This is a genomic window from Neisseria mucosa, assembly GCF_013267835.1.
Taxonomy (GTDB): domain Bacteria; phylum Pseudomonadota; class Gammaproteobacteria; order Burkholderiales; family Neisseriaceae; genus Neisseria.
Genome location: NZ_CP053939.1, coordinates 478,499 through 502,569 on the forward strand (window position 1 = coordinate 478,499; position 24,071 = coordinate 502,569).

19 protein-coding genes, 1 tRNA gene, 1 pseudogene and 1 CRISPR repeat array are annotated in these 24,071 nt (G+C 46.2%); of the genes and pseudogenes, 17 read left to right on the forward strand and 4 right to left on the reverse strand.

Annotated elements, in window-relative coordinates:
* Window positions 1-108 precede the first annotated feature (108 nt).
* Both FOC66_RS02230 and FOC66_RS02235 read left to right on the forward strand, forming a co-directional pair.
* Complete coding sequence (locus FOC66_RS02230; RefSeq protein WP_003746217.1) at window positions 109-1,632, forward strand: fumarate hydratase; 1,524 nt, start codon at window positions 109-111, stop codon at window positions 1,630-1,632.
* Window positions 1,633-1,785: 153 nt separating this feature from the next.
* A tRNA-Pro gene (locus FOC66_RS02235) sits at window positions 1,786-1,862 on the forward strand.
* 222 nt (window positions 1,863-2,084) lie between these two features.
* On the opposite strand, the gene FOC66_RS02240 is transcribed toward FOC66_RS02235, so the two are convergent.
* Both FOC66_RS02240 and yciA read right to left on the reverse strand, forming a co-directional pair.
* Entirely contained in the window at window positions 2,085-2,876 is a 792-nt protein-coding gene (locus FOC66_RS02240) for a formate/nitrite transporter family protein (RefSeq protein WP_003746219.1), read from the reverse strand.
* Between the two features lie 240 nt (window positions 2,877-3,116).
* Window positions 3,117-3,557, reverse strand: coding sequence for an acyl-CoA thioester hydrolase YciA (yciA, locus tag FOC66_RS02245; RefSeq protein WP_003746221.1), 441 nt, complete (start codon window positions 3,555-3,557; stop codon window positions 3,117-3,119).
* Window positions 3,558-3,682: 125 nt separating this feature from the next.
* Here yciA and pip point away from each other — a divergent pair, with 125 nt between their 5' ends.
* The 10 genes from pip to FOC66_RS02295 all read left to right on the forward strand — a co-directional run bounded on the left by pip (window position 3,683) and on the right by FOC66_RS02295 (window position 15,126).
* Window positions 3,683-4,612 (forward strand): prolyl aminopeptidase, encoded by a 930-nt coding sequence (gene pip, locus FOC66_RS02250; protein WP_003746223.1) that lies wholly within the window; start codon window positions 3,683-3,685, stop codon window positions 4,610-4,612.
* Window positions 4,613-4,734: 122 nt separating this feature from the next.
* Complete coding sequence (locus tag FOC66_RS02255) at window positions 4,735-7,023, forward strand: CRISPR-associated helicase/endonuclease Cas3 (protein ID WP_003746225.1); 2,289 nt, start codon at window positions 4,735-4,737, stop codon at window positions 7,021-7,023.
* Between the two features lie 96 nt (window positions 7,024-7,119).
* The gene (locus FOC66_RS02260; RefSeq protein WP_003746227.1) at window positions 7,120-8,169 is read left to right on the forward strand and encodes an SIR2 family protein; all 1,050 of its coding nucleotides are present in this window, start codon (window positions 7,120-7,122) and stop codon (window positions 8,167-8,169) included.
* Window positions 8,159-9,907 (forward strand): ATP-binding protein, encoded by a 1,749-nt coding sequence (locus tag FOC66_RS02265; RefSeq protein ID WP_003746229.1) that lies wholly within the window; start codon window positions 8,159-8,161, stop codon window positions 9,905-9,907. The genes FOC66_RS02260 and FOC66_RS02265 overlap by 11 nt, the downstream gene beginning before the upstream one ends.
* Before the next feature lie 122 nt (window positions 9,908-10,029).
* Window positions 10,030-10,704 carry a type I-C CRISPR-associated protein Cas5c gene (cas5c, locus tag FOC66_RS02270; protein WP_003746230.1) on the forward strand — a complete coding sequence of 225 codons (675 nt, stop codon included), beginning with the start codon at window positions 10,030-10,032 and terminating at the stop codon, window positions 10,702-10,704.
* Window positions 10,701-12,479: a type I-C CRISPR-associated protein Cas8c/Csd1 gene (gene cas8c / locus FOC66_RS02275; protein WP_003746232.1), complete on the forward strand. Its 1,779-nt coding sequence runs from the start codon at window positions 10,701-10,703 to the stop codon at window positions 12,477-12,479. Before cas5c ends, cas8c begins: the two co-directional genes overlap by 4 nt.
* A gap of 11 nt (window positions 12,480-12,490) precedes the next feature.
* Window positions 12,491-13,357, forward strand: a complete 867-nt coding sequence (gene cas7c, locus FOC66_RS02280; RefSeq protein WP_003746233.1) for a type I-C CRISPR-associated protein Cas7/Csd2 — start codon at window positions 12,491-12,493, stop codon at window positions 13,355-13,357.
* Between the two features lie 26 nt (window positions 13,358-13,383).
* Window positions 13,384-13,752, forward strand: coding sequence for a hypothetical protein (locus FOC66_RS02285; protein ID WP_036493577.1), 369 nt, complete (start codon window positions 13,384-13,386; stop codon window positions 13,750-13,752).
* 27 nt (window positions 13,753-13,779) lie between these two features.
* Window positions 13,780-14,430 carry a CRISPR-associated protein Cas4 gene (gene cas4, locus FOC66_RS02290; protein WP_003746234.1) on the forward strand — a complete coding sequence of 217 codons (651 nt, stop codon included), beginning with the start codon at window positions 13,780-13,782 and terminating at the stop codon, window positions 14,428-14,430.
* A 36-nt stretch (window positions 14,431-14,466) separates the two neighbouring features.
* Window positions 14,467-15,126, forward strand: coding sequence for a hypothetical protein (locus FOC66_RS02295; RefSeq protein WP_050787143.1), 660 nt, complete (start codon window positions 14,467-14,469; stop codon window positions 15,124-15,126).
* A gap of 144 nt (window positions 15,127-15,270) precedes the next feature.
* Here FOC66_RS02295 and FOC66_RS02300 read toward each other — a convergent pair whose 3' ends face one another.
* A complete protein-coding gene (locus tag FOC66_RS02300) occupies window positions 15,271-15,951 on the reverse strand; it encodes a hypothetical protein (RefSeq protein WP_036493579.1) in 681 nt (226 codons plus the stop codon).
* Between the two features lie 102 nt (window positions 15,952-16,053).
* On the opposite strand from FOC66_RS02300, the gene cas1c reads away from it, so the two are divergent.
* The 5 genes and pseudogenes from cas1c (at window position 16,054) to fghA (ending at window position 21,234) form a co-directional block, all read left to right on the forward strand.
* Window positions 16,054-17,067 (forward strand): type I-C CRISPR-associated endonuclease Cas1c, encoded by a 1,014-nt coding sequence (gene cas1c, locus FOC66_RS02305; RefSeq protein ID WP_003746237.1) that lies wholly within the window; start codon window positions 16,054-16,056, stop codon window positions 17,065-17,067.
* Window positions 17,068-17,141: 74 nt separating this feature from the next.
* The gene (gene cas2, locus FOC66_RS02310) at window positions 17,142-17,435 is read left to right on the forward strand and encodes a CRISPR-associated endonuclease Cas2 (RefSeq protein ID WP_003746238.1); all 294 of its coding nucleotides are present in this window, start codon (window positions 17,142-17,144) and stop codon (window positions 17,433-17,435) included.
* A gap of 189 nt (window positions 17,436-17,624) precedes the next feature.
* A CRISPR array of direct repeats spans window positions 17,625-18,646; the repeat unit is 32 nt; unit sequence CCAGCCGCCTTCAGGCGGCTGTGTGTTGAAAC.
* 261 nt (window positions 18,647-18,907) lie between these two features.
* Window positions 18,908-19,167 (forward strand): annotated as a pseudogene (locus FOC66_RS02315) (CRISPR-associated helicase/endonuclease Cas3); the annotation flags it as partial.
* 94 nt (window positions 19,168-19,261) lie between these two features.
* Complete coding sequence (locus FOC66_RS02320; RefSeq protein ID WP_003746247.1) at window positions 19,262-20,398, forward strand: S-(hydroxymethyl)glutathione dehydrogenase/class III alcohol dehydrogenase; 1,137 nt, start codon at window positions 19,262-19,264, stop codon at window positions 20,396-20,398.
* Between the two features lie 8 nt (window positions 20,399-20,406).
* The gene (gene fghA / locus FOC66_RS02325; protein WP_003746248.1) at window positions 20,407-21,234 is read left to right on the forward strand and encodes an S-formylglutathione hydrolase; all 828 of its coding nucleotides are present in this window, start codon (window positions 20,407-20,409) and stop codon (window positions 21,232-21,234) included.
* A gap of 115 nt (window positions 21,235-21,349) precedes the next feature.
* Here fghA and rtcR read toward each other — a convergent pair whose 3' ends face one another.
* On the reverse strand, window positions 21,350-22,978 hold the full coding sequence (gene rtcR / locus FOC66_RS02330; RefSeq protein ID WP_003746251.1) for an RNA repair transcriptional activator RtcR: 1,629 nt from the start codon (window positions 22,976-22,978) through the stop codon (window positions 21,350-21,352).
* Window positions 22,979-24,071 lie beyond the last annotated feature (1,093 nt).

Consider the following 24,071-nt stretch of genomic DNA (forward strand, 5'->3'; position numbering starts at 1 on the left):
ATTATTCATTTGAAAGCACTATTACACTATTGAAGGCCGTCTGAAAAATCGGTCTCTTAAAAAATAAACAAACCCTTCCTACCATGACTCCCGAAAAGGAACACAATCATGACCGTCATCAAGCAAGAAGACTTTATCCAAAGTATTTTCGACGCTTTCCAATTTATCAGCTACTACCATCCTAAAGACTACATTCAGGCTTTATACAAGGCTTACCAAAAAGAAGAGAACCCTGCCGCCAAAGATGCGATGGCACAGATTTTGGTCAATAGCCGTATGTGTGCCGAAGGCCATCGTCCGATTTGTCAGGATACCGGTATTGCGACCGTATTCTTGAAAGTGGGCATGGATGTACAGTGGGATGCCGAGATGAGCGTACAGGAAATGGTTAACGAAGGCGTACGCCGCGCATATACCTATCCTGACAACAAACTGCGCGCCTCCGTATTGGCCGACCCGGCTGGCAAACGTCAAAATACCAAAGACAACACGCCTGCCGTTGTACATATGGAAATCGTAAAAGGCGACAAAGTCGAAGTCACTTGCGCAGCCAAAGGCGGTGGTTCTGAAAACAAAACTAAAGTTGCCATGCTCAACCCTTCAGACAATATCGTTGATTGGGTCTTGAAAACCGTTCCTCAAATGGGTGCGGGCTGGTGTCCTCCGGGCATTTTGGGTATCGGCATCGGCGGTACGCCTGAAAAAGCAGTGTTAATGGCTAAAGAGAGTCTGATGAGCCACATCGATATTCAGGAGCTCAAAGAAAAAGCCGATTCCGGTGCAGAATTGTCTACCACCGAAGCCCTGCGCTTGGAACTCTACAAAAAAGTAAATGCCTTGGGCATCGGCGCACAAGGTTTGGGCGGCTTGAGCACCGTGCTGGATGTCAAAATCCTTGACTACCCAACCCACGCGGCTTCCAAACCGATTGCCATGATTCCAAACTGCGCGGCAACCCGCCACATCGAATTTGAATTGGACGGCTCAGGCCCGGCCAAACTGGAAGCCCCATCCTTGGAAGACTGGCCGGATCTGACTTACAGCCCGGACAACGGCAAACGTGTCGATGTCAACAATCTGACCAAAGAAGAAGTGGCTACATGGAAAACCGGCGACGTGTTGTTGTTGAACGGTAAAATCCTGACCGGCCGCGATGCCGCGCACAAACGTTTGGTTGATATGCTCAACAAAGGCGAAGAATTGCCGGTAGATTTCACCAACAAACTGATTTACTACGTCGGCCCGGTTGATCCAGTCCGTGACGAAGTTGTTGGCCCGGCCGGTCCGACCACCTCCACCCGTATGGATAAGTTTACCCGCCAAATGCTGGAACAAACCGGCCTCTTGGGTATGATCGGTAAATCCGAACGCGGCGCAGCAACTTGCCAAGCCATTGCCGATAATAAAGCCGTTTACCTGATGGCTGTCGGAGGCGCGGCATATTTGGTTGCCAAAGCCATTAAAGCATCTAAAGTCTTGGCGTTCCCAGAATTGGGTATGGAAGCGATTTACGAATTTGAAGTCAAAGACATGCCTGTTACCGTTGCGGTAGATAGCAACGGCGAATCGGTTCACGCTATTGCTCCAAAACAATGGCAGGCCAAAATCGGTATTATCCCGGTTGAAGCTTGATATTTGACTGAATAATCAAAGGCCGTCTGAACGATTTCAGACGGCCTTTTTTGTGTACAAATAATTTAAATATTTTCAAACGAGTAAATTTCCCTTCCTAAAAAACACTTGTCAAAATCAGTATTTGAAACTAGAATTCACAGCTTATCGAGTCGGAGTGTGGCGCAGTCTGGTAGCGCACTTGCATGGGGTGCAAGGGGTCGAAGGTTCGAATCCTTTCACTCCGACCAAAAGATTTAAGGACTTAACCTGTTTTTCCGGTTAAGTCCTTTTTGTTTTTACTCTTCAAGTTTCAATATAGATTGCTCACTTCGGTATAGGCTATTAGGCTAAAAACAATCTTGCAATCTTGTGGAGCAGTATAATGATTTTGTGTAGCAAAGGCCGTCTGAAAAATAACGGTAAAACAAAACCTGCTTAAAAAAGCAGGTTTTGTTGTTTATAAAGCAGGTCTATTCGGCACTATCTTTCAGCGTGTCTTTATAAGTATAAAGATACGATGCGCCGACAAAGGATGCGCCACCGACGACATTACCCAGGAATACGGGAATCGTGTTGAAGAAAAACTGCCCCCATGTGATGTTTGCGCCTGCCAAAATGCCGGCTGGGATAACGAACATATTGGCGACAAGGTGTTGGAAGCCGTTTAATACGAAAATCATGACGGGGAACCAAATGGCCAGCATTCGTCCGGTTGTGTTTTTAGCGGCAAAGTGCAACCACGCGCCCATGCAGACCATCCAGTTACATGCGACTGCCGATACGAAAGCACGGCCGAAATCCATATGGACTTTTGCTTCTGCCACAGCAATGGTTTTTTCTGCCACGCTGCCTTCGGTCATGCCGACATAGTGTCCGAGAAAAAACGCCATCGCCAGCGTGCCTACCAAATTGCCCATGCAAACGATAACCCAGTTTCGCAGCAGCATTTTAGAGGAAATCCGTCCGGCCAATCTGCCTAAAGACATAATCATCATATTGCTGGTTACCAGCTCGCCGCCGCCAAGCAGGATACAAATCAAGGCGATGGGGAATACGGCGGCACCGAGTAAAGTCGCGACACCGCCCCATTCGTGCGGAATGCCGCTGACTACTTTTAAATAGGCAAGATAACCGAAGCCGATGTATCCGCCGGCCAAAATGCTCAAAATTGCCAGTGTGGGGATGCTGGATTGTGCTTTGGCGCAGCTTTTGTCGAGAACAACCTGTAAAATTTCCTGTGGGTATAAATCGCGCGAAGCCATGATGTTCCTTAAAGTGGGTTGAGGAGGAAACGTTGTTTTAAAGGTGGTACAAACTGTCGCGGTAGAGTAGTGTTATAGGGAGCCGGTGTACGGTCTTTGTCTTATCAATAAGCTTGAATTAAACCTAAAAAACAGATACTTCGCCTTGCTTTAGCTCAAAAGAAATATTATTACATTTTGTCTCCATATTCAAAAAGGCCGTCTGAACATTGAAATTTCAGACGGCCTGGTTTTGATTTCTTAAACTGACAAATGAGCCAGCTTTGCATTGCCTTCTCGTGGAATAGGGCGCGGATTGCCTTGTGCATCGATAGCGACGTAAGTGAATACGGCTTCGGTAACCAGTTGGCGGTCTTCCGTTACCATATCGTTCATCAAAGTCTTTACCCACACTTCGATTTTCAGTTGCAAAGAAGTATTGCCTACTCGGACGCAATGACCATAGCAGCATACAACGTTGCCGACCTTTACCGGTCTGATGAAATTCATTTCTTGAACGGCCACGGTGACAATTCGTCCCTGTGCGATTTCTGCCGCCAAAATACCGCCGCCCAGATCCATTTGCGACATAATCCAGCCGCCGAAGATGTCCTGATTAGGGTTGGTATCGCGCGGCATGGCTACTGTACGCAATAAAAGTTGTCCTTCGGGAGCGGCATGGGTTTGTTTGTTGTCAATCATAAAAAAATCCTGTCAAAAAGTGGTATTTTACGCCATTTGTGGCGCTAAACCTATGTAGGCCGTCTGAAAAATCAGCAGGTAAAGTGTTACAATTAAATATATTCATCAGACAAAGGAGAAAGCTCATGCATCCGATTCAAGAACCACGAAATAGCGGCCTTTTACGCGTATCCGACATTCACGAAATCTATTGGGAAGAGTCAGGCAATCCTGATGGACACCCCGTGATTTTCCTGCATGGCGGCCCCGGAGCAGGCGCATCACCGGCCTGTCGCGGCTTTTTCAATCCAGAACATTTCCGCATCGTCATCATCGACCAACGCGGCTGCGGACGTTCCAAACCGTATGCGTGTATCGAAGACAATACTACATGGGATTTGGTTGCCGATATCGAAAAAGTACGCGAAATGCTCGGCATTCAAAAATGGCTGGTTTTCGGCGGCTCATGGGGCAGCACCTTGTCGCTGACTTATGCCGAAACCCATCCCGATCGCGTCAGCGGCTTAGTTTTGCGCGGTATTTTCCTATGCAGGCCGTCTGAAATGGCATGGCTGAACGAAGCAGGCGGCGTCAGCCAAATTTATCCGGCTCAATGGCAAAAATTCATTGCTCCCGTAGCCGAAAACAAACGCAAAACCCTAATCAAAGCCTACCATGAAATGCTGTTCAGCGAAGATGAAGCCACGCGCCTCAAAGCAGCCAAATCATGGGCAGACTGGGAAAGCTACCTTATTCAGTTTGAACCCAAAGACGTGGATGAAGACCCGCAAGCCTCCCTTGCCATCGCAAGAATGGAAAACCATTATTTCGTGAACGAAGGCTGGCTGCAGGGCGATAAAGCCATCTTGGAAAACATCGAAAAAATCCGCCATATTCCAACCATCATCGTCCAAGGCCGCTACGACCTATGCACTCCAATGCAAAGCGCATGGGAACTCTCGCAAGCCTTCCCTGAAGCAGAATTGAGAATTGTTCAAGCAGGCCACTCTTCTTTTGACCCTTCGCTTTCTGAGGCTTTAGTGGAAGCAGTGGAGGATATTAGAAGCAAGTTATAAAGGTTAATAAATGACAATGCCGTCTGAAAAAGTTTCAGACGGCATTTTTTATATTTACATATTAAATTTAATATCATATTATCATTGCATTTGTATCAATTTGAATTTTTTAGAATTTCAATATGAGCCCCCTAATTTACTACGCCCATTCCGCCCAAGACAAACTCGGCAATCTCTTGCCTTACAAACATTGGCAAACCTTGCAAAGCCATTTGGTCAATGTTGGGGAAATAGCGGCGGAGTTTGCTCGGGTATTCGGGGCGCAGGAAATTGCCTACCAAACGGGACAACTTCATGACTTAGGGAAATATTCGGAAGCATTTGACCGCCGATTGCATGGTGGCTCTTCAGTTGATCATGCTACTGCCGGAGCCAAGATTGCTGTCGAGCGTTGGGGAAATGTTATCGGTAAGTTAATGGCGTTTTGCATTGCGGGGCATCATGCGGGGTTAGCTAATGGATGTGGTGAGGGCGATAACCGCAGTACTTTGAAACAGCGTCTAGCTTTACAATTTGACGAAGATATTCCCGCTCTCGATAACTTGTGGCAACAAGAAATCAAGCTTCCTCAAAACCTGTCCGCACCGCCACTCAAAGCCGACGCGCATCATCCTTTTTTCTCCTACGCCTTTTTCACCCGAATGCTCTATTCCTGCTTGGTGGATGCCGATTATCTTGACACCGAAGCCTTTTATTCAAACCTAGAAAACAAAATTGCCGAACGCGGCGGTTCCCCCGATTTAAACGCCTTACAACGCAATTTCAATCAATTTATCAACGATTTCAGACGACGTATCGCCCAAGCTTCAGAGCAAACCGAAGCCGAAAAACGTAATGCCGCTTTAAACCGCCTGCGCAGCGAAATCCTCGATCATGCCGTAGAACAAGCGGCACAACCGCAAGGGCTGTTCACTCTCACGGTGCCGACCGGCGGCGGTAAAACTTTCACCTCCATGGCATTTGCGCTGGAACACGCCAAACGGCACGGCATGCGGCGCGTGATTTACGTCATCCCATTCACCAGCATCATCGAACAAAATGCCGCCGAATTCCGCAAAGCCTTTGGTGAATTGGGCGAACAAGCCGTGTTGGAACACCACAGCACCTTCGACGACGGCAAACTGCAAAATGAAGCCACCAAAGACAAATTGCGCCTCGCCTCGGAAAACTGGGATGCGCCGATTGTCGTGACCACCGCCGTGCAATTCTTCGAATCCCTCTTTGCCGACCGCTCCTCGCGCTGTCGCAAGCTGCACAACATTGCAGGCTCCGTCATCATCCTCGACGAAGCGCAAATGCTACCGCTCAATCTTTTGCTGCCCATCATGCAAGCCATCAAAGAATTGGCGCAAAACTATCATTGCTCTGTCGTTATGTGCACCGCCACCCAGCCAGCAGTGCAAGCCGAAAACGGCTTCTATCGCGGCTTTGAAAACGTGCGCGAAATCGCTCCAAAACCGACCGCACTTTTCGAAAAACTGCGCCGCACTACCGTGCAACACATTGGCACACAAACCGATGCCGACCTGCTCGCCAAACTCGCCGAACACCCGCAAATGCTCGTCATCGTCAATAACCGTCGCCACGCCCGCAGCCTGTACGACCAAGCCAAACACCTTGACGGCACGTTCCACCTGACTACCTTAATGTGTGCCAAACACCGCAGCCAAAAACTCGATGAAATCCGAGGCCGTCTGAAAAACGGCGAACCCTGCCGCGTTATCGCTACCTCCTTAATCGAAGCCGGCGTTGATGTCGATTTTCCGCTGGTGATGCGCGCCGAAGCAGGTTTAGACAGCGTTGCCCAAGCCGCAGGGCGATGCAACCGCGAAGGCAAAAGGCCGTCTGAAAGCAGCTTTGTCTGGATATTCGCGCCCGAAGAACAATGGAAAGCTCCGCCCGAACTTGCCACCCAAGCCGCCGTTATGCGACTGACTGCCGACAGCTTTTCAGACGACCTCTTATCCACCCAAGCCGTCGCCGCCTATTTTGCCGAGCTTTATCAATTAAAAGGCAGTGAACTGGACAATAAAAAAATTCTGAAAATGCACAACGATACAGGGCAAAGCCTTGATTTTCCATTCCAAACCGTCGCCGACAAGTTCCGCATGATTGAAAGCCATATGCAGCCGCTGATTATTCCGTTTGATGGTGAGGCCGAAAACCTCATTAGCAGCCTGCACCACGCCGACCACATCGGCGGACTGCTACGCAAACTGCAACCCTATACCGTCCAAATCCCCGAAAAAGCCCTCGCCGCTTTATATAAAGCAGGACGTATCGAACCGATTAACGAGAAAAACTTCGGCAAACAGTTTTATAAGCTGATTGGGCTGGATTTATATGATGAGGTGGCGGGGCTTTCTTGGGAGGATACGGAGTTTTTGAAGGGCGAGAGTTTGGTTTTTTGATTTTAATAATTTAAATTCCTTAGAAGTTAATTTTTTAAATATACAAGAGTAATATGCTATCAACACAAAAAATGGATGCAGGAGAAAGCGTAAAAAATGAATAACACAGAACTTGATGATTTAAAAAGATGGCTGCAAACGATCTTTACAGATAAGTTAGTAATTATTGTTGGTTCAGGTCTATCTTGTGCGGAAGGCTTGCCTAGCATGTGGCATCTAGGTAAGAGATTGAAACAGGAGATACCTAGCAAAATCTCCGATGAAAATTTGAAAACTTGGAATGAGATCGAAGCCTGCCTTGAATCAGACGGATTAGAAGGTGCTTTATTAAAGCATCCAGCTAATGATGAAATCGAATCAGCAATAATCAAAATAACAGCTGAATATGTTTTAAATGAAGAACAAAAAGCGATGAATAGATGTATTTCTGAAAATAAAAAGCTCAAATTCTCCTATTTATTGCCTCATATTTCAGCATGCACCCCTAAGACAGCTCGTGTGATTACAACAAATTACGATAGATTGATTGAATTTGCCGCTGAGTATGAGGATTGGGGTGTTGATTCGATGATGGTCGGACGATACTGGGGAAAGCATAATCCTGATTTAAGTGCAAAATTATTAGTTGAAGATATTGTTGCAAAAGGAAAAACGCTAAAGCTTGTTTATCGCAACCATATTAAAATTTATAAACCACATGGCAGTTTAGATTGGTTTATGGCTGGAGATACTCCAATGACTAGTTGCATAGGCACAATGGAAGAACCGTTAATTATTACGCCTGGTGTTGGTAAGTATAAAAAGGGATATGAGCAACCATTTGATGCTCATCGAGAACAAGGGAATAGAGCAATTGATGACGCTTCTGCAATTTTATGTATTGGCTATGGTTTCAATGATGATCATCTTCAAACGCATCTGACCACTCGGATTAAAAGCGGTATTAAAACATTAATATTAACGAAGACCTTATCAGATAATGCACGAGAAGTGGTTAAAGCATCATCAAATTGTAAGGCTCTTATTCTTAATGAAAATCCACGAGGTACTATTGTTGTCAGTAACTCAGAATATGCGTTTATTCCTGATGTGAACTGGTGGGATATTGAATATTTTGTGAAAGAGGTTTTAGAAAATGGAAATTAAAAAATTAAATTTTGAAGACAAAGACCAACTTGGAAGAGTCGTAACGGTAGATACAAGTCGGGTTTTGATTTCTGTCGAAGAGCATGAACAAATGACCAGCATTGCTGTTGGTAATTTGATTGCAATCAATGGTAGGACAGCTAATGAGTTCCTCATCGGAATCATTGAACGGGTAACGCGATCAATTAGTGAAAAATTACTTTTGGATGAAACATCTGATGATGGTTCAATTCCGTTAGGAGAAAGTCAAGATGATTTTATTAGGGCTGTTCTGATTGGAACTTACAGGAAAGTTGATGGGAGTTTAAGTAATACATTTAAACGTGGTGCGGATTGCTTTCCTCAAATTGATAAAACTTGCTTTCATCTTAGTGGCAGCAATTTGCAATTATTTATGAACCTGTTATCAGTCAATGTAGCAGAAAACGAACGATTGGCATTAGGTCATTTTATGGCTGATGAAACAGCGGTAGCGGTAGCGAATGGCGATAAGTTCTTTCAACGGCACGCTGCTATTTTAGGTAGTACTGGTTCTGGTAAAAGTTGGTCTGTTGCTTTGATTTTAGAAAGAGCAGCCGCATTAAAATCGGCTAATCTTATCGTTTTCGATATGCATGGAGAATACTCGACTTTGTGTGACGGAGAAAATCCAATTGCGCAGCAATATCATATTGCAGGACCAGGAGATTTAGACGGTTCAAATCCGAATAGTCTGTTTATACCTTACTGGTTGTTAAACAGAGAAGAAATGCTGGCTTTGATTCTTGACCGAAGTGATGATAATGCACCAAATCAGGCAGCAAGGTTTACCGAACATGTCCGTACTTTAAAAGAGCAGACCTTACAAAGTGAAGGAAAAATGGAGATGCTTGAGACATTTACAGTGGATTCACCCATTCCTTATGATATTAACTCTTTATTGGATGAATTGAATAAAGATGATACAGGTACAAAAACTGGCGCAAGTGGAAAAGAAGTAAAAGGAGATTGGAATGGTAGATTGACGAGATTCATAGGTCGTCTGAAAGCCAAAATTGATGATAGACGTTGCGGATTTATGTTTCAGCCTCCTAAAAAATGTAATGCTTACGACTGGTTAGAAGAGATGCTGATGAAGTTGTTTTCTGTTTCAGAGAGTCAAAGAGGGATTAAAATCATTGATTTCTCTGAAGTTCCGTCAGATGTATTGCCAATTATTACAGGTGTTCTCGCTCGCTTGTTATATAACATTCAATTCTGGATGGATAAAGATGCACGACACCCATTAACTATTGTTTGTGATGAAGCGCATTTATATCTTCCGGTTCGTGATGCAGCAGAGGCAGCAGAAAAACGTGCATTAGAAGCCTTTGAACGTATTGCAAAAGAAGGCAGAAAATACGGTGTATCTTTATTAGTTGTTAGCCAGCGTCCTTCGGATGTTAGTCGGACAATTCTCAGTCAATGCAATAATTTCTTGGTTCTTCGCTTAACAAATGATCAAGATCAAAGTGTTGTGAAACGGTTGTTACCTGAATCAATGGTAGGAATTACAGATATTTTGCCATTGCTTGATTTAGGTGAAGCATTGTTATTAGGAGATTCAATTTTACTTCCTACAAGAATTAAACTTGATAAACCTACAATAGCTCCTGAAAGCGCAACGCGACAATTTTGGAGTGATTGGGCAAACCAAGAACCAAAACCGGATGCCGTATCAAAAGCTGTTGAAGCACTACGCCGACAAGTTCGAGCATAACACGTGGTCTGAAACCTTTTCGCACTTAACCGTGCGTGGATTGAAACTAAAGTAGTTAGATTAGTCAGCTAATCCGCCCCTTCTTTATGAAGGGGCGTGTGTACAACAAAAAGGAGAACCAAATGAACCAAATCCGCCTACACGTTTGGGGCGATTATGCCTGCTTTACCCGTCCGGAGATGAAGGTGGAGCGGGTGTCTTATGATGTCATCACGCCGTCGGCGGCGCGCGGGATTTTGGCGGCGGTGCATTGGAAGCCGGCGATTCGGTGGGTGATAGACCGCATTTATGTGTTGAAACCGATTCGGTTTGAGTCGGTGCGGCGCAATGAGTTGGGTGGCAAGATTTCAGTGGGTAAGGTCAGCGGTGCGATGAAGCGCAAGAGCGTTGCCGATTTATATACGCTGATTGAAGATGACCGCCAGCAGCGCGCGGCGACGGTGCTTAAAGACGTGGCTTATGTGATTGAAGCCCATGCGGTGCTGACGGCAAAAGCGGGGGCGGATGAGACCGTTACCAAGCATATCGAGATGTTCAAACGCCGTGCGAAAAAGGGGCAATGCTTTCAGCAGCCTTGTTTGGGCGTACGTGAATTTCCTGCCGATTTTGCGTTGATTGACGAGGGCGAGCCGTTGCCGCCGTCAGCGTTATTGGAAAACGAGGCAAACCGCAATTTAGGCTGGATGCTGCACGATATTGATTTTGACCACGGCAACACGCCGCATTTTTTCCGCGCGGAAATGAAAGACGGCGTGATTGATGTGCCGTCGTTTTACGCCGAGGAGGTAAAAGCATGATTCTTGCGTCCCTTGCCCGCTATTACCGCCGTTTGGCAGCAGAAACCGATGACATGGGCAACCCGAAAGTGCCGCCTTATGGTTTTAGCGAGGAGAAAATCGGCTGGATTTTGGTATTGGATAAAGAAGGTCGTCTGAAAACCGTGGTGCCGAATCTAACTGCCGATAAAAAACCGCAGCCGAAGTTGATGAGCGTGCCTCGCCCCGAAAAACGCACGTCGGGCATCAAGCCGAATTTTTTGTGGGATAAAACCGCCTACGCGCTTGGCGTAGAAGCCAATAAAAACAAAGCTGAAGCCAAAGAAAAACCGTTTACGTCGTCTGAAAAAACTTTTGATGCCTTCACGCAATACCATCTCGATTTACTGCAAAACAGCGACGATGAAGGCTTACAAGCCTTGTGCCGTTTTCTGCAAAACTGGCAGCCTGATAATTTCGCTACCGAAAATCTGCCTGCCGAAATGCTTGATGCCAATATTGCATTTTCTTTTGAAAAAACGACCGCTTGTATTCATAAACGAGAAGCAGCACAGACCATATGGGCTAACTGTCTGAAAAGTGATGAGGCTGAAGAAGGCTTGTGCCTGATTAGCGGCGACACCGCCCCGATTGCACGGCTGCATCCGGCGATTAAAGGCGTATTTGGCGGGCAAAGTTCCGGCGGTTCGATTATTTCGTTTAACAAAGAAGCCTTTGCCTCTTTTGGCAAGGAGCAAGGCGCAAATGCGCCTGTTTCCGAACAATCCGCCTTTGCCTACACCACCGCGCTGAACTATCTGTTGCGTCGCGAAAATAATCACTGTCTGACCATCGGTGATGCCAGCACGGTCTTTTGGGCGGAAGCAGACGATAGCTCAACTGCGCAGGCTGCCGAGGGCTTCTTTGCGCAAGTATTCACGCCACCGGATGACGAACAAGAAAGTGCCAAAGTTTTCAACGTATTGGAACAAATCGGCAAAGGTCGCCCGCTACAAGAAATTGCGCCCGAACTCTCTCCCAATACCCGTTTTTATATCTTAGGGCTTGCCCCCAATGCCGCGCGGATTTCTGTTCGGTTCTGGCTGGACACCACGTTTGGACAGTTGGCGGAAAATTTGGCGCAGCATTGGCAAGATTTAGCCCTTGAGCCTTGCGCGTGGAAAACGCCGCCGTCTATTTGGCGGCTCTTGTTGCAAACTGCCGTGCTGGGCAAAAGCGAAAATATCTCGCCCGTATTGGCAGGCGAAATGACCCGCGCCGTGATTTGCGGCACGCCGTACCCATTAAGTTTGCTGTCGCAACTGATTACCCGAATCCGCGCCGACGGCGATGTAAACGGCCTGCGCGTGGCAATGATGAAAGCCGTATTACAGCGGCGTTTTAGAAAAGGTTTTATTGAAGAAGGAGTTCCTATGAGTTTGAACAATGAAAGCCCGAATCGCGCCTATCTTTTAGGGCGGCTGTTTGCCGTGTTGGAGCGCATTCAATATCAGGCGTTGGGCGAGTTAAACGCAGGTATTGCCGACCGCTATTACGGCTCTGCCTCCGCCGTGCCGTTTTCTGTTTTTCCGCGCCTTTTGTCGGGCGCAAAACACCATTTATCGCGCTTGCGTAAAGACAAAGCCGGTATGGCAGTGAATTTGGATAAAGATTTGGGCGAAATCATTGCCAAACTGCCCGAAACCTTTCCACGCCATTTGAGCATTGACGAGCAAGGCCGCTTCGCCATCGGCTATTACCATCAAAAACAAAGCTATTTTGCTAAAAAAGAAACCGCTGAAACCATTGAAAACTAAGGAGCCAGAAAATGTCTGCCATTCAAAACCGCTATGAATTTGTTTACTTTTTTGATGTCACTAACGGCAACCCCAACGGCGATCCCGATGCGGGCAATATGCCGCGCCTTGATCCCGAATCCAGTAAAGGCTTGGTAACCGATGTCTGCCTGAAACGAAAAATCCGTAATTTTGTGGAAATCAGCAGCGAAAACGAAGCCGGTTACGAAATCTACGTGAAAGAAAAAAGCGTGTTAAACCTGCAAAACAAACGCGCTTATGAAGCACTCGGCATTGAATCTGAAGCCAAAAAACTGCCCAAAGACGAAGCCAAAGCCCGCGACATTACCGCGTGGATGTGTAAAAACTTCTTCGATATCCGCACCTTCGGCGCCGTGATGACCACCGAAGTCAACAGCGGGCAAGTGCGCGGCCCGGTGCAACTGGCGTTTGCACAATCCATCGACCCGATTGTGCCGTTGGAAGTTTCCATCACCCGCATGGCGGTAACCAATGAAAAAGACTTGGAAAAAGAACGCACCATGGGGCGCAAATACATCGTCCCTTACGCGCTCTACCGCGTGCACGGCTTTATCTCCGCCAACCTTGCCGCCAAAACCGGTTTTTCAGACGACGACTTAGTCAAACTCTGGCAAGCCCTGACGTTGATGTTTGAACACGACCGCTCCGCCGCCCGTGGCGAAATGGCGGCACGCAAACTGATCGTTTTCAAACACGACAGCGCACTCGGCAGCCAGCCTGCACATAAACTGTTTGACGCCGTGAAAGTCGAACGCGTAAACGGCGAATCAGGTACGCCTGCAAGTGGTTTTGGCGATTATAAAATCAGCGTGGTTTCAGACGGCCTAAATGGCGTGAGTGTGGAAGAGTATTTGTAAGTTTTTAATAAATCAGGAGTAACGATATGAAATATTGGTTAGTTGGAGCCTCTTGGGGTGGACAGGATCATCAAGATCAGTTTTTTGTTAAAAATGGTTATTGGATGCTGGGATGGGGAGCGGAAGATCAACCTGAACAATTTAAAAGAGGAGAACAAATACAAGTAGGCGATCGAATTGCAATCAAGCGAATGAAGGGGCAAGGATCATCTGAAATCAGAATCTTACATATAGGTATTGTTAAAGGCGTTATTGCCGAAACAAACAAAGTCATTTGTGTTATTGACTGGATAGTTACAGATTTGGATAGAAGTGTTGAAAGTAGAGGATGCTTTAAGAGTGTCCATGGTCCATACGATAAAGATGAATGGATAGAGAGAATTTTTTGCCTATAACAAAAATTTATTGAAAATATTGAAAAAATGACCGCACTTTTAACCAAAACCCAAGGGGAAAATCAGGATATGCGCCTGATTCCCCTTTCCGCCCTGCAACACTACGCCTTCTGCTCGCGTCAATGCGCGTTGATTCATAATGAGCAGGCGTGGGCGGAGAATTATTTGACCGCGCAGGGCAAGGCGCTGCATGAGCGGGTGGATTCGGGCGAGCCGGAAACGCGCAAGGGCGTGCGCTTTGAGCGGACGGTGCATGTATCGGCGGAGAAACTGGGTATCAGCGGCATGTTGGATTTGGTAGAAGTGGAAACAAAAACAGGTCGTCTGAAACCCGTGGAATACAAACGCGGCAAGCCCAAACCCGACCCGATGGACGAAATCCAGCTTTGTGCCCAAGGTTTGTGTTTGGAAGAAATGACGGGGCAAACCGTCAGCGAGGGCGCGCTGTGGTATATGCAAACCCGCCACCGCGTTCCCATCACGTTTTCAGACGACCTGCGCACCCAAACGCTCGCAACCATCGCCGCCGTCCGCAATCTTTTGGAAAGCGGACAAACCCCACCTCCCGACTACGGTAAACGCTGCAAAGCCTGCTCACTGGTGGAGATTTGCCAGCCGGAGTTGTTGGGGAAACGGGATAGGAGCGAGGGATATGTGGAGGGGTTGTTTGGGGAATAACAAATTGTATTTTATATTTTTATTGGATAAGAAAACATGTCGAGAAAATCACACACTATAAAAGAATTGAAAGCTCTTAAATTTTTATTAGATGGACAACTTCGTCGAGCAAAAAAAGTAGATAAAAATGTTTGTATGATTCCAGATCAAGTAGATAAACCAGATTTTGGTTTTGTAATGAAGGGGGTAAGAATTGGAATTGAGGTGTGTTCAATTGATAACAGTAAATTACTTGAAAGTAGAAATGTACATAATTCATCTAAACCAAATAATGCCAAAAGAAAAAAAATTAACGCTATTCTAAATGGTAAGCCATATACAAGCGTGAATCAAACAACAAGTATCAAGAGGGATGCTTGGGAAGGAATTTTATTGAAAAAATTTAATTTGCATGCAGGGTATGAAAATTTTAAAGAGGTATTTCTATTGCTACATACAGAAAGTTATTCAGATGTTTCTTTGTCCGAAGCGACTAGATTTCATCTAAATCATTTTTGTATTGATAAAGAATGTCCATTTGATAAAGTATATTTAGTTGATTTAAAGAATAAAAAATATATTGGGAAAGTTTTTGATAAGAAATCAAATAAGCGACTAACTATTCCTAAAAAATTAGAAAATTTAGAAAGTGAAACTGAGGTAAGTCAATTTTTCCCGGTTGGACAACCTTTTAATATTTGGAATACATATAAATAGAAATACCAAGCCGTAGCCTGTATCTCCACCAACCGAGTGCGGTATGCATACACTAGCGAGCTGTAGCCTGCATCTCAACTAACCGCGTGCGTGGCTGCGCCACACACCCTACTGTGAACTAATATTTAGTTATATAAATCAAAATTATGAAAGGTATCTTTTGGTTAGTTTTTTGAGATCGCCTAAATGGCGAGCATTCCAGCCGTTAGCTATAGCCCAATTTGCTACTGCTTGTTCATCAGCTTTGCATCCTTTTTCTTGCAACTCTTTGAAAATACGTTGAGCATGCTGTTGATCTGAAGGATGAGCTAAGCCAGTAGATAGATTTACGGTAGAGGTTAACCGTTTTAATGCAGATGTGATTTCTTCTGGTAAAATTTCAATTTGCTGAGAGGGTTCCCCATGAACAATATTAAGCCCGTTATTATACCAAGTGCTCTCCCAAATATCGGCTTCCTCTAATAACCATGATACATATATGATTGAATTTGCATAGGAATTTGAGTCAATTTTATTCATATCAGTAGGTGTGCAATAAATTGCTAAAATCGTTCCAGAAGAATTATTAGAGCTAATTTTTGATGGTAATATAAAATCTAAATTTCTTATACTTTCGCCTTTACACAATTTCTTGGCTGAGCCGACGCCAAATATTTGGTCAATTATTTTACCAAGATTAGTTGATTCAAAATTAGATTTTTGAGGGAATACGAGATGAATATTTTTATCGTTACTTTGAGAAGAAACCTCAACAGCATAACAAAGAGCCTTAACTAGCACTTCATCATTTGGACCTTGGTTTTTAAATAAAAATCTTTTTTTCATACAATTTCCTTGGATTAAGGTTGTTAATTTAAATTAAAAACAATAATATTTTAACATACAGATGGCAAATTTATATACAAATAATGTCTGAAGGAGTTTTCCATGCGCAAACTGCAAAACACCCTCTACATCACCACCCAAGGCAGCTATCTGCATAAGGAGCGGGAGACGCTGGTGGTGGAGCAGGAGCGTAAGAAGGTCGCGCAGTTGCCGGTGCATTCCATCGGGCATATTTTCTGCTTTGGCAATGTGCTGGTGTCGCCGTTTTTACTGGGGTTTTGCGGTGAAAATAATGTGAATTTGGCGTTTTTTACCGAAAACGGACGTTTCTTGGGACGGCTTCAGGGACGGCAGAGTGGCAATGTGCTGCTGCGTCGGGCGCAGTATCGGGTGTCGGAGCAAAATCCCGTGCCGATTGCGCGCAATATCATTGCGGCGAAGATTCAGGCGAGTAAACGGGTGCTTCAGCGGCAGATTCGCAATTACGGCGAGAATGCGGCGATTCAAAGTGCGGTTGATGCTTTGAATATTTCGCTGCGGCAGTTGAAGGGCGCGGCGGAGCTGGACGTAGTGCGTGGTATTGAGGGCGATGCGGCGGCGCGTTATTTCGGCGTGTTCGGGCAGCTTTTGAGCGAAAAAAGCGGCTTTACTTTTGACGGACGCAACCGCCGTCCGCCCAGAGATGGGGTGAATGCGCTGTTGTCGTTTGTGTACAGTATTTTGGGCAAGGACATCAGCGGTGCACTGCAAGGCGTGGGGCTGGATCCGCAGGTGGGCTTTCTGCACGCCGACCGCCCGGGGCGCGACAGTTTGGCGCAGGATATTTTGGAAGAATTTCGCGCATGGTGGGCAGACAGGTTGGTGTTGTCGCTGATTAACCGCGGGCAAATCAAACCGCAGGATTTTGTTACCGAGGCAAGCGGCGCGGTGAGCTTAAAAGCCGATGCGCGTAAGCTGTTGTTTCAAGCCTTGCAGGCGAAAAAGCAGGAGAAAATCGTGCATCCGTTTTTGGGCGAGGAAGTGGAAATCGGGCTGCTGCCATATATTCAGGCCATGCTGTTGGCACGGCACTTGCGCGGAGATTTGGCGGAATATCCGCCGTTTTTGATGAGATAGGCTTGCAGGCTACCTGAAAGCGGGCTAGATGTTTTCAGACGGCCTCTAAAGCAGCCTGCACATGGGAATACAAAATGCTGATGCTGATTACTTACGATATTTCGCTGGAAGACGCGGAAGGACAGGCAAGGTTGCGGCGCGTGGCGAAATTGTGTTTGGATTATGGTGTGCGTGTGCAGTATTCAGTATTCGAATGCGACATCGCGCCCGACCAGTGGGTTGTTTTAAAAGACAAACTTTTGAAAACCTACAACCCCGAAACCGACAGCCTGCGCTTTTACCATCTAGGCAGCAAATGGCGACGTAAAGTAGAACACCACGGCGCGAAGCCGACGGTAGATGTGTTTAAGGATACGTTGATTGTGTGAATCGCCAACCTGCGGTTCTCATGAAAATGCGGCAGGGTTGGCGAATGGGGATTGTTCTTTAACAATCAGGATATTGTGAATGCGGGTGTAACGGAAAAGGCTGTGTTATACTCGCGTTCGCGCTTTTCTTGAGTGCTTAGCGAGATTAGGTTTGCGAAACTTGATGTAGCAAGGCTTTTAAGAGAGGCGCCAGCCGCCTTCAGGCGGCTGTGTGTTGAAACCACCTTGACCGACTGAACCACTCGTTCCACCTTGCCAGCCGCCTTCAGGCGGCTGTGTGTTGAAACAAACGTCATCGTCATGTTGTTACGGTCGATGCCCCAGCCGCCTTCAGGCGGCTGTGTGTTGAAACAACTTGAGATGTAGAAATATTTTGACTATTCGACCAGCCGCCTTCAGGCGGCTGTGTGTTGAAACCTTTCCCGCAATCTTTATTATCGTGTTTTATAGCCAGCCGCCTTCAGGCGGCTGTGTGTTGAAACTGCTGAGAATTTTCTTTTTTGAAATTCACAGGCCCAGCCGCCTTCAGGCGGCTGTGTGTTGAAACGTATCGTTTAGCCAATCAGAACCAATTTGCGAAACCAGCCGCCTTCAGGCGGCTGTGTGTTGAAACTTTGCCAAATCTGAGACGGCCATTAGTGTCTTGCCCAGCCGCCTTCAGGCGGCTGTGTGTTGAAACATAGAATTAACGGTTCGGAAAACCATCATTGCAGCCAGCCGCCTTCAGGCGGCTGTGTGTTGAAACATGAAGCACAAATTGAAAGATTTTGAGTCATATCCAGCCGCCTTCAGGCGGCTGTGTGTTGAAACATCAGTATTAATGAAGTATTTGATTGAAAAGCAGAACCAGCCGCCTTCAGGCGGCTGTGTGTTGAAACAGTCTATCGACAATCGCCTTACCGTTTACCACCCCAGCCGCCTTCAGGCGGCTGTGTGTTGAAACGCTTATAATGTTGCGTAATGAGGCGGAGTTAATACGCCCAGCCGCCTTCAGGCGGCTGTGTGTTGAAACGCAGTAATAGTAGTTGTAGCATCTGAAATGCCATCCCAGCCGCCTTCAGGCGGCTGTGTGTTGAAACATGCGGTAGGCAACAAGGGCTGGCATAAACAAGGCCCAGCCGCCTTCAGGCGGCTGTGTGTTGAAACTATGAAATTCATCACGAGAAATCATCAAATCAACCAGCCGCCTTCGGGCGGCTGTGTGTTGAAACTCTGCCACCGTATCTTATGTCTGAGTAGGGAAGAGGGGCTGTATGTTCAAATATCGTCCAAGCAGGCCACTTTTCTTTTGATCCTTCGCTTTCTGAAGCTTTAGTGAAAGCAGTAGAGGATATTAGAAGTAAGTTATAAAGATTAATCAATAACAATGCCGTTTGAAAAAGTTTCAGACGGCATTTTTTCTATTTACATATTAAATTTAATATCATATTATCATTGAATCTGTATCAATTTGAATTTTTTAGAATTCCAATATGAGCCCCCTCATTTACTACGCCCATTCCGCCCAAGACAAACTCGGCAATCTCTTACATTACAAACATTGGCAAACCTTGCAAAGCCATTTGGTCAATGTTGGGGAAATAGCGGCGGAGTTTGCCCGGGTATTTGATGCACAGGAAATTGCTTGTCAGACGGGAAAGCTTCATGACTTAGGGAAATATCCAGTAGCCTTTAATCGCCGATTGCATGGTGGCCCTCAGTCAATCATGCTACTGTTGTAGTCAAAATTGCAAAAACGCTTGCTTCAGGGTGGGTTCCAAAGTATAAACTGTGGTTATCTTACTTAGGCTAGATAACTTTAATTAATGAATTAAAAGGCAAAAATAATGGAAATTAAACAAACCAATTCAACTATCAAATCTCGTGCGGCGGTGGCATTCGCCCCAAATCAACCCTTACAAATTGTGGAAATCGATGTAGAAATGCCGCGTAAAGGCGAGGTGTTAATTCGTAACACTCATACTGGCGTGTGCCATACTGATGCGTTTACGTTATCAGGAAGCGATCCTGAAGGCGTATTCCCTGTGGTACTTGGGCATGAAGGTGCGGGTGTGGTTGTTGCTGTGGGCGAAGGTGTGTCAAGCGTAAAACCGGGTGATCACGTTATTCCGCTTTACACCGCTGAATGTGGAGAATGTGAGTTTTGTCGTTCAGGTAAAACCAACTTGTGCGTCTCAGTGCGTGATACGCAAGGTAAAGGCTTAATGCCGGACGGCACGACGCGTTTTTCTTATCAAGGTCAGCCGATCTATCACTATATGGGCTGTTCGACTTTCAGCGAATATTCTGTTGTTGCCGAAGTTTCACTGGCGAAAATCAACCCGGAAGCCAACCACGAACATGTATGTTTGCTCGGCTGCGGCGTTACTACGGGTATTGGTGCGGTACATAACACGGCAAAAGTGCAAGAAGGCGACTCTGTGGCCGTGTTTGGCTTGGGGGCGATTGGTTTGGCGGTGGTGCAAGGTGCGCGTCAAGCGAAAGCCGGCCGCATTATCGCCATTGATACCAATCCTGCAAAATTCGAGTTGGCAAAACAGTTCGGTGCAACGGATTGTTTGAACCCGAACGATTACGATAAACCGATCAAAGATGTGTTGTTAGACATCAATAAATGGGGCATTGACCATACCTTTGAATGTATCGGCAACGTAAATGTAATGCGTCAAGCATTAGAAAGTGCACATCGAGGTTGGGGACAATCCATTATCATCGGCGTAGCAGGTGCAGGACAAGAAATTTCAACTCGTCCGTTCCAGTTGGTAACAGGTCGTGTTTGGAAAGGCACGGCGTTTGGTGGCGTGAAAGGCCGTTCTGAACTGCCGAAAATGGTCGAAGATTCAATGAAAGGCGACATCGAGTTAGAACCGTTTGTGACCCATACAATGACACTTGATCAAATCAATGAAGCCTTTGAGTTAATGCACGAAGGTAAATCGATCCGCGCTGTTATTCATTACTAAGGTACGCGATGAAACTGATTGAACAACATCAAATTTTTGGCGGTTCGCAACAAGTTTGGGCACACCATGCCCAAACGTTGCAATGCGAAATGAAATTTGCCGTCTATTTGCCGGATAATCCAGAGAATCGACCACTTGGTGTGATTTATTGGCTTTCCGGCTTGACGTGCACTGAACAAAATTTCATTACCAAATCAGGCTTTCAGCGTTACGCGGCAGAACATCAAGTGATTGTGGTTGCGCCCGATACCAGCCCTCGCGGAGAGCAAGTGCCGAACGATGCGGCTTACGATTTAGGGCAAGGTGCAGGCTTTTATTTGAATGCGACCGAGCAACCTTGGACGACGAATTATCAGATGTATGATTATGTCTTGAACGAATTGCCTGATCTGATTGAAGCAAATTTCCCTACTAACGGCAAACGTTCCATTATGGGACATTCAATGGGCGGACACGGCGCATTGGTATTGGCATTGCGAAATTGGGAACGTTATCAAAGTGTCTCTGCCTTTTCGCCCATTTTGTCGCCAAGCATCGTGCCTTGGGGAGAAAAAGCCTTTTCTGCCTATTTAGGGAAAGATCGCGAAAAATGGCAGCAATATGATGCCAGCTCGCTCATTCAACAAGGCTATAAAGTGCAAGGTATGCGCATTGATCAGGGCTTGGAAGATGAGTTTTTGCCAACACAATTGCGTACCGAAGATTTTATCGAAACCTGCCGTGCGGCAAACCAACCGGTCGATGTGCGCTTCCATAAAGGCTACGATCATAGCTATTACTTCATCGCCAGTTTTATTGGTGAGCATATTGCTTATCATGCGGCATTTTTGAAGTAAACCAAAGAAGTAATTTGTGTTAATAAATTAAAAAGGCATCGGGATTGATGCCTTTTATTTTTTATAAATTATGAAAAATAATGCGATTAAAATGAGCTAGCTTGCCCACTCTCATTTAAATATCTCCCCATTCCAATCCAAATCGCTGTAAATATTTCCTCAATCGGTCGCTGTCATTGACTTTTGCTCTTTCTGTTCGAGAAATATTGAATAAAGCGCGACCGGCGGCGGCCATATTGGGGTGTTTGCGGCATTCGTCGATAACGTGTTGCAGTTGCAGTTTGTCGAACAAATCCAATGTGTCCCAATCGACTTTATCGGGGTAGCCTTGTGCTTTTTCAGACGACCTGTTATGTAGGAGGCCGTCTGAAAAGGGTTCTTCCGACCATAACCATTTGAGGCGTTCGATTTCGGCTTGGACTTGTTCTACCTGTATCCTGCCTTGAGGTGCGAGTGTTGCCAGGCGCATGATGCTGGCGGCTAGGTCGCGGAAGTTGCCGCGCCATGGGGCTTGGTTGGAGTGGGCGAAGGCAAGGTGGGCGGCCAGGGCTTCTTTGTTGAAGCGGGTGGTTCGGCCGAGTTCCTGTGAAGCTAGGGCGAGCTGATGTTCGACGTTGGGCTCGATGTCTTCGCGGCGGTCGGAGAGTGCGGGCAGTGGGTAGTTCCAAATGTTGATACGGGCGAACAGGTCTTCGCGGAAGCGTCCGGCGCGGATTTCGTGGCGTAGGTCGCGGTTGGTGCCGGCGATGAGCTGGAAGTCGCTTTTGACTTCGCTGTCGCTACCGACGGGATAAAAGTGTTTTTCTTCAATGGCTTTGAGCAACATGGCTTGTTCGTCCAAGCCTAATTCGCCGATTTCATCTAAAAACAATACGCCGCCGTCGGCAGTTTTTAGGTAGCCTTCACGCTTTTCCGCCGCGCCGGTAAAGGCGCCTTTTTTGTGGCCGAACAAGGCAGATGCTGCGCCGTCGCCGCGAAGGGTGGCGCAGTTTACATCGACAAATGTGCCTTTAATCAGATGGCGCGCTTTTTTCAATTCAAAAATCCTGCGTGCCAGCATAGATTTGCCCGCGCCTGTCGGGCCGGAGAGCAGAATGGGGGAAGGAGAGTTGAGCGCGACTTGTTCAATTTCGGCAATCATGCGGTTGAAGGCGGCGTTTTGGGTAGAAATGCCGCTTTTCAGGTAGCGCACTGCATCGTCGCGTACAGCGGCAAGGCGTTCGGCCAGTACGTCGTAACGGGCTAAGTCTAAATCGATGATTTCATAACTACCGACATTGCCGTCCTCCATACTGCGTCTTTGATTTTTGGGTGGAGCGGTTTGTAACAATACGCCGGGGATTTGACGAGATTCCACCAATAAAAACAGGCAGATTTGGGCAACGTGTGTACCTGTGGTGATGTGGGTGAGATAGGTTTCTTCTTCTGTATCAAATGGATAACCCGCCGCCCAATCGTGCAGTTTGGTATAAACCTCGGAGAAATCCCACGGATTTGTCAGCTCCATAGGCACAAGATTGACGGCTGTGTGCGGCGACACCTGTTGAATATCGGCTTTTACATGATCTGCCAGCTCGCGGTATTTCTCCGCATAAAACAGCTCCATGCGGTCAAGATGAAAATCCTGACGCTGATTCATGGCGACATTCGGCCGCCATTTCTGCCAACGCCCTTGACCGAAACCACTGTCCAATACCGTACCGAGAAAGCTGACAGCGACTTGTTTTTTAGGATGGGTATTCATGTTTCAGACGGCCTTTAAATTATTTTTTCCAAGACAAATTTGCCGTTTACTTAGCCGCAAGCGTTTGTCCAAATCATCGAATCGCATCATATATCCTTTTATATTTTATTTTCTATATAGCTATCTATAAATATATTTTTTACTATTCTACGCTTCTTGCCGATAAAAGCTACTTTAAAATATATTTTCTTTATATTCAATCAATTAAAAATTATTTTTATAAAAATTTTATTCTTGGCACGCTGTTGGCTATGTTGTGAATGTAACGATACAGCAGATGCTTCGGGAAATACAGTTACCGGAGAAAAATTTTCCGTAAATTTAGTTGCTGTGTGGTTACAGGGCGAATGCCGACAAGACTACATTTGGATTAACAGGTTCGAATCCTGTCTCGTCTGATAGACGTTGAACGTCTTGTTTATTTAGTCGCCCACCCTTTTTCAATATGGCAGGCAAATGCCTAGGGAAACTACAACATGGATATCCTTATGTCGCAGGTTCGAGTCCTGTCTCTGTTGTTTCAAATAGCAGAGTAGCTCAGTTGGTAGAGCCAAGGCATGTTTCCCTTAAAAACTTGTTGCGTGCCATATTATTTTTACGGCAGCAGGCGGATGCCCGGAGAGAGTACATTAACCTTTCACGTTAAAACCGTTTCTCTTCATGTTTATCTGCTACGCTGCCACTCATTCAAGGCCGTCTGAAATATTCAGGCGGATCGATATAAAAACCGTTTTCGGTGCATTCGGCAAATGCCGGAGGAATTACAGCCTGCTAAGCGCGAGGTCGCGGGTTCGAATCCCGTCTCTGCCGCCAACTATGGCAGAGTAGCTCAGTGGATAGAGCGCGTAAAAATTTCTCCACTCTTTGTTGCCTAATGTACCACCCCTTATGGGTGAATGCCATTAGGATTACATTCCTTCCTTGCTACAAACCTGAATGATCCTAATTAAACTAGTCGCCCTACGGCAGTAGGCGGATGCCCGGAAGAGAATACATTAGCTTTCAGTTAAAAACGCTTCTCTTCATTTTTAGCCGCCACACTGCCACCCATTCAAGGCCGTCTGAAAAACAAAGCTAAAACAAGTTCAGACGG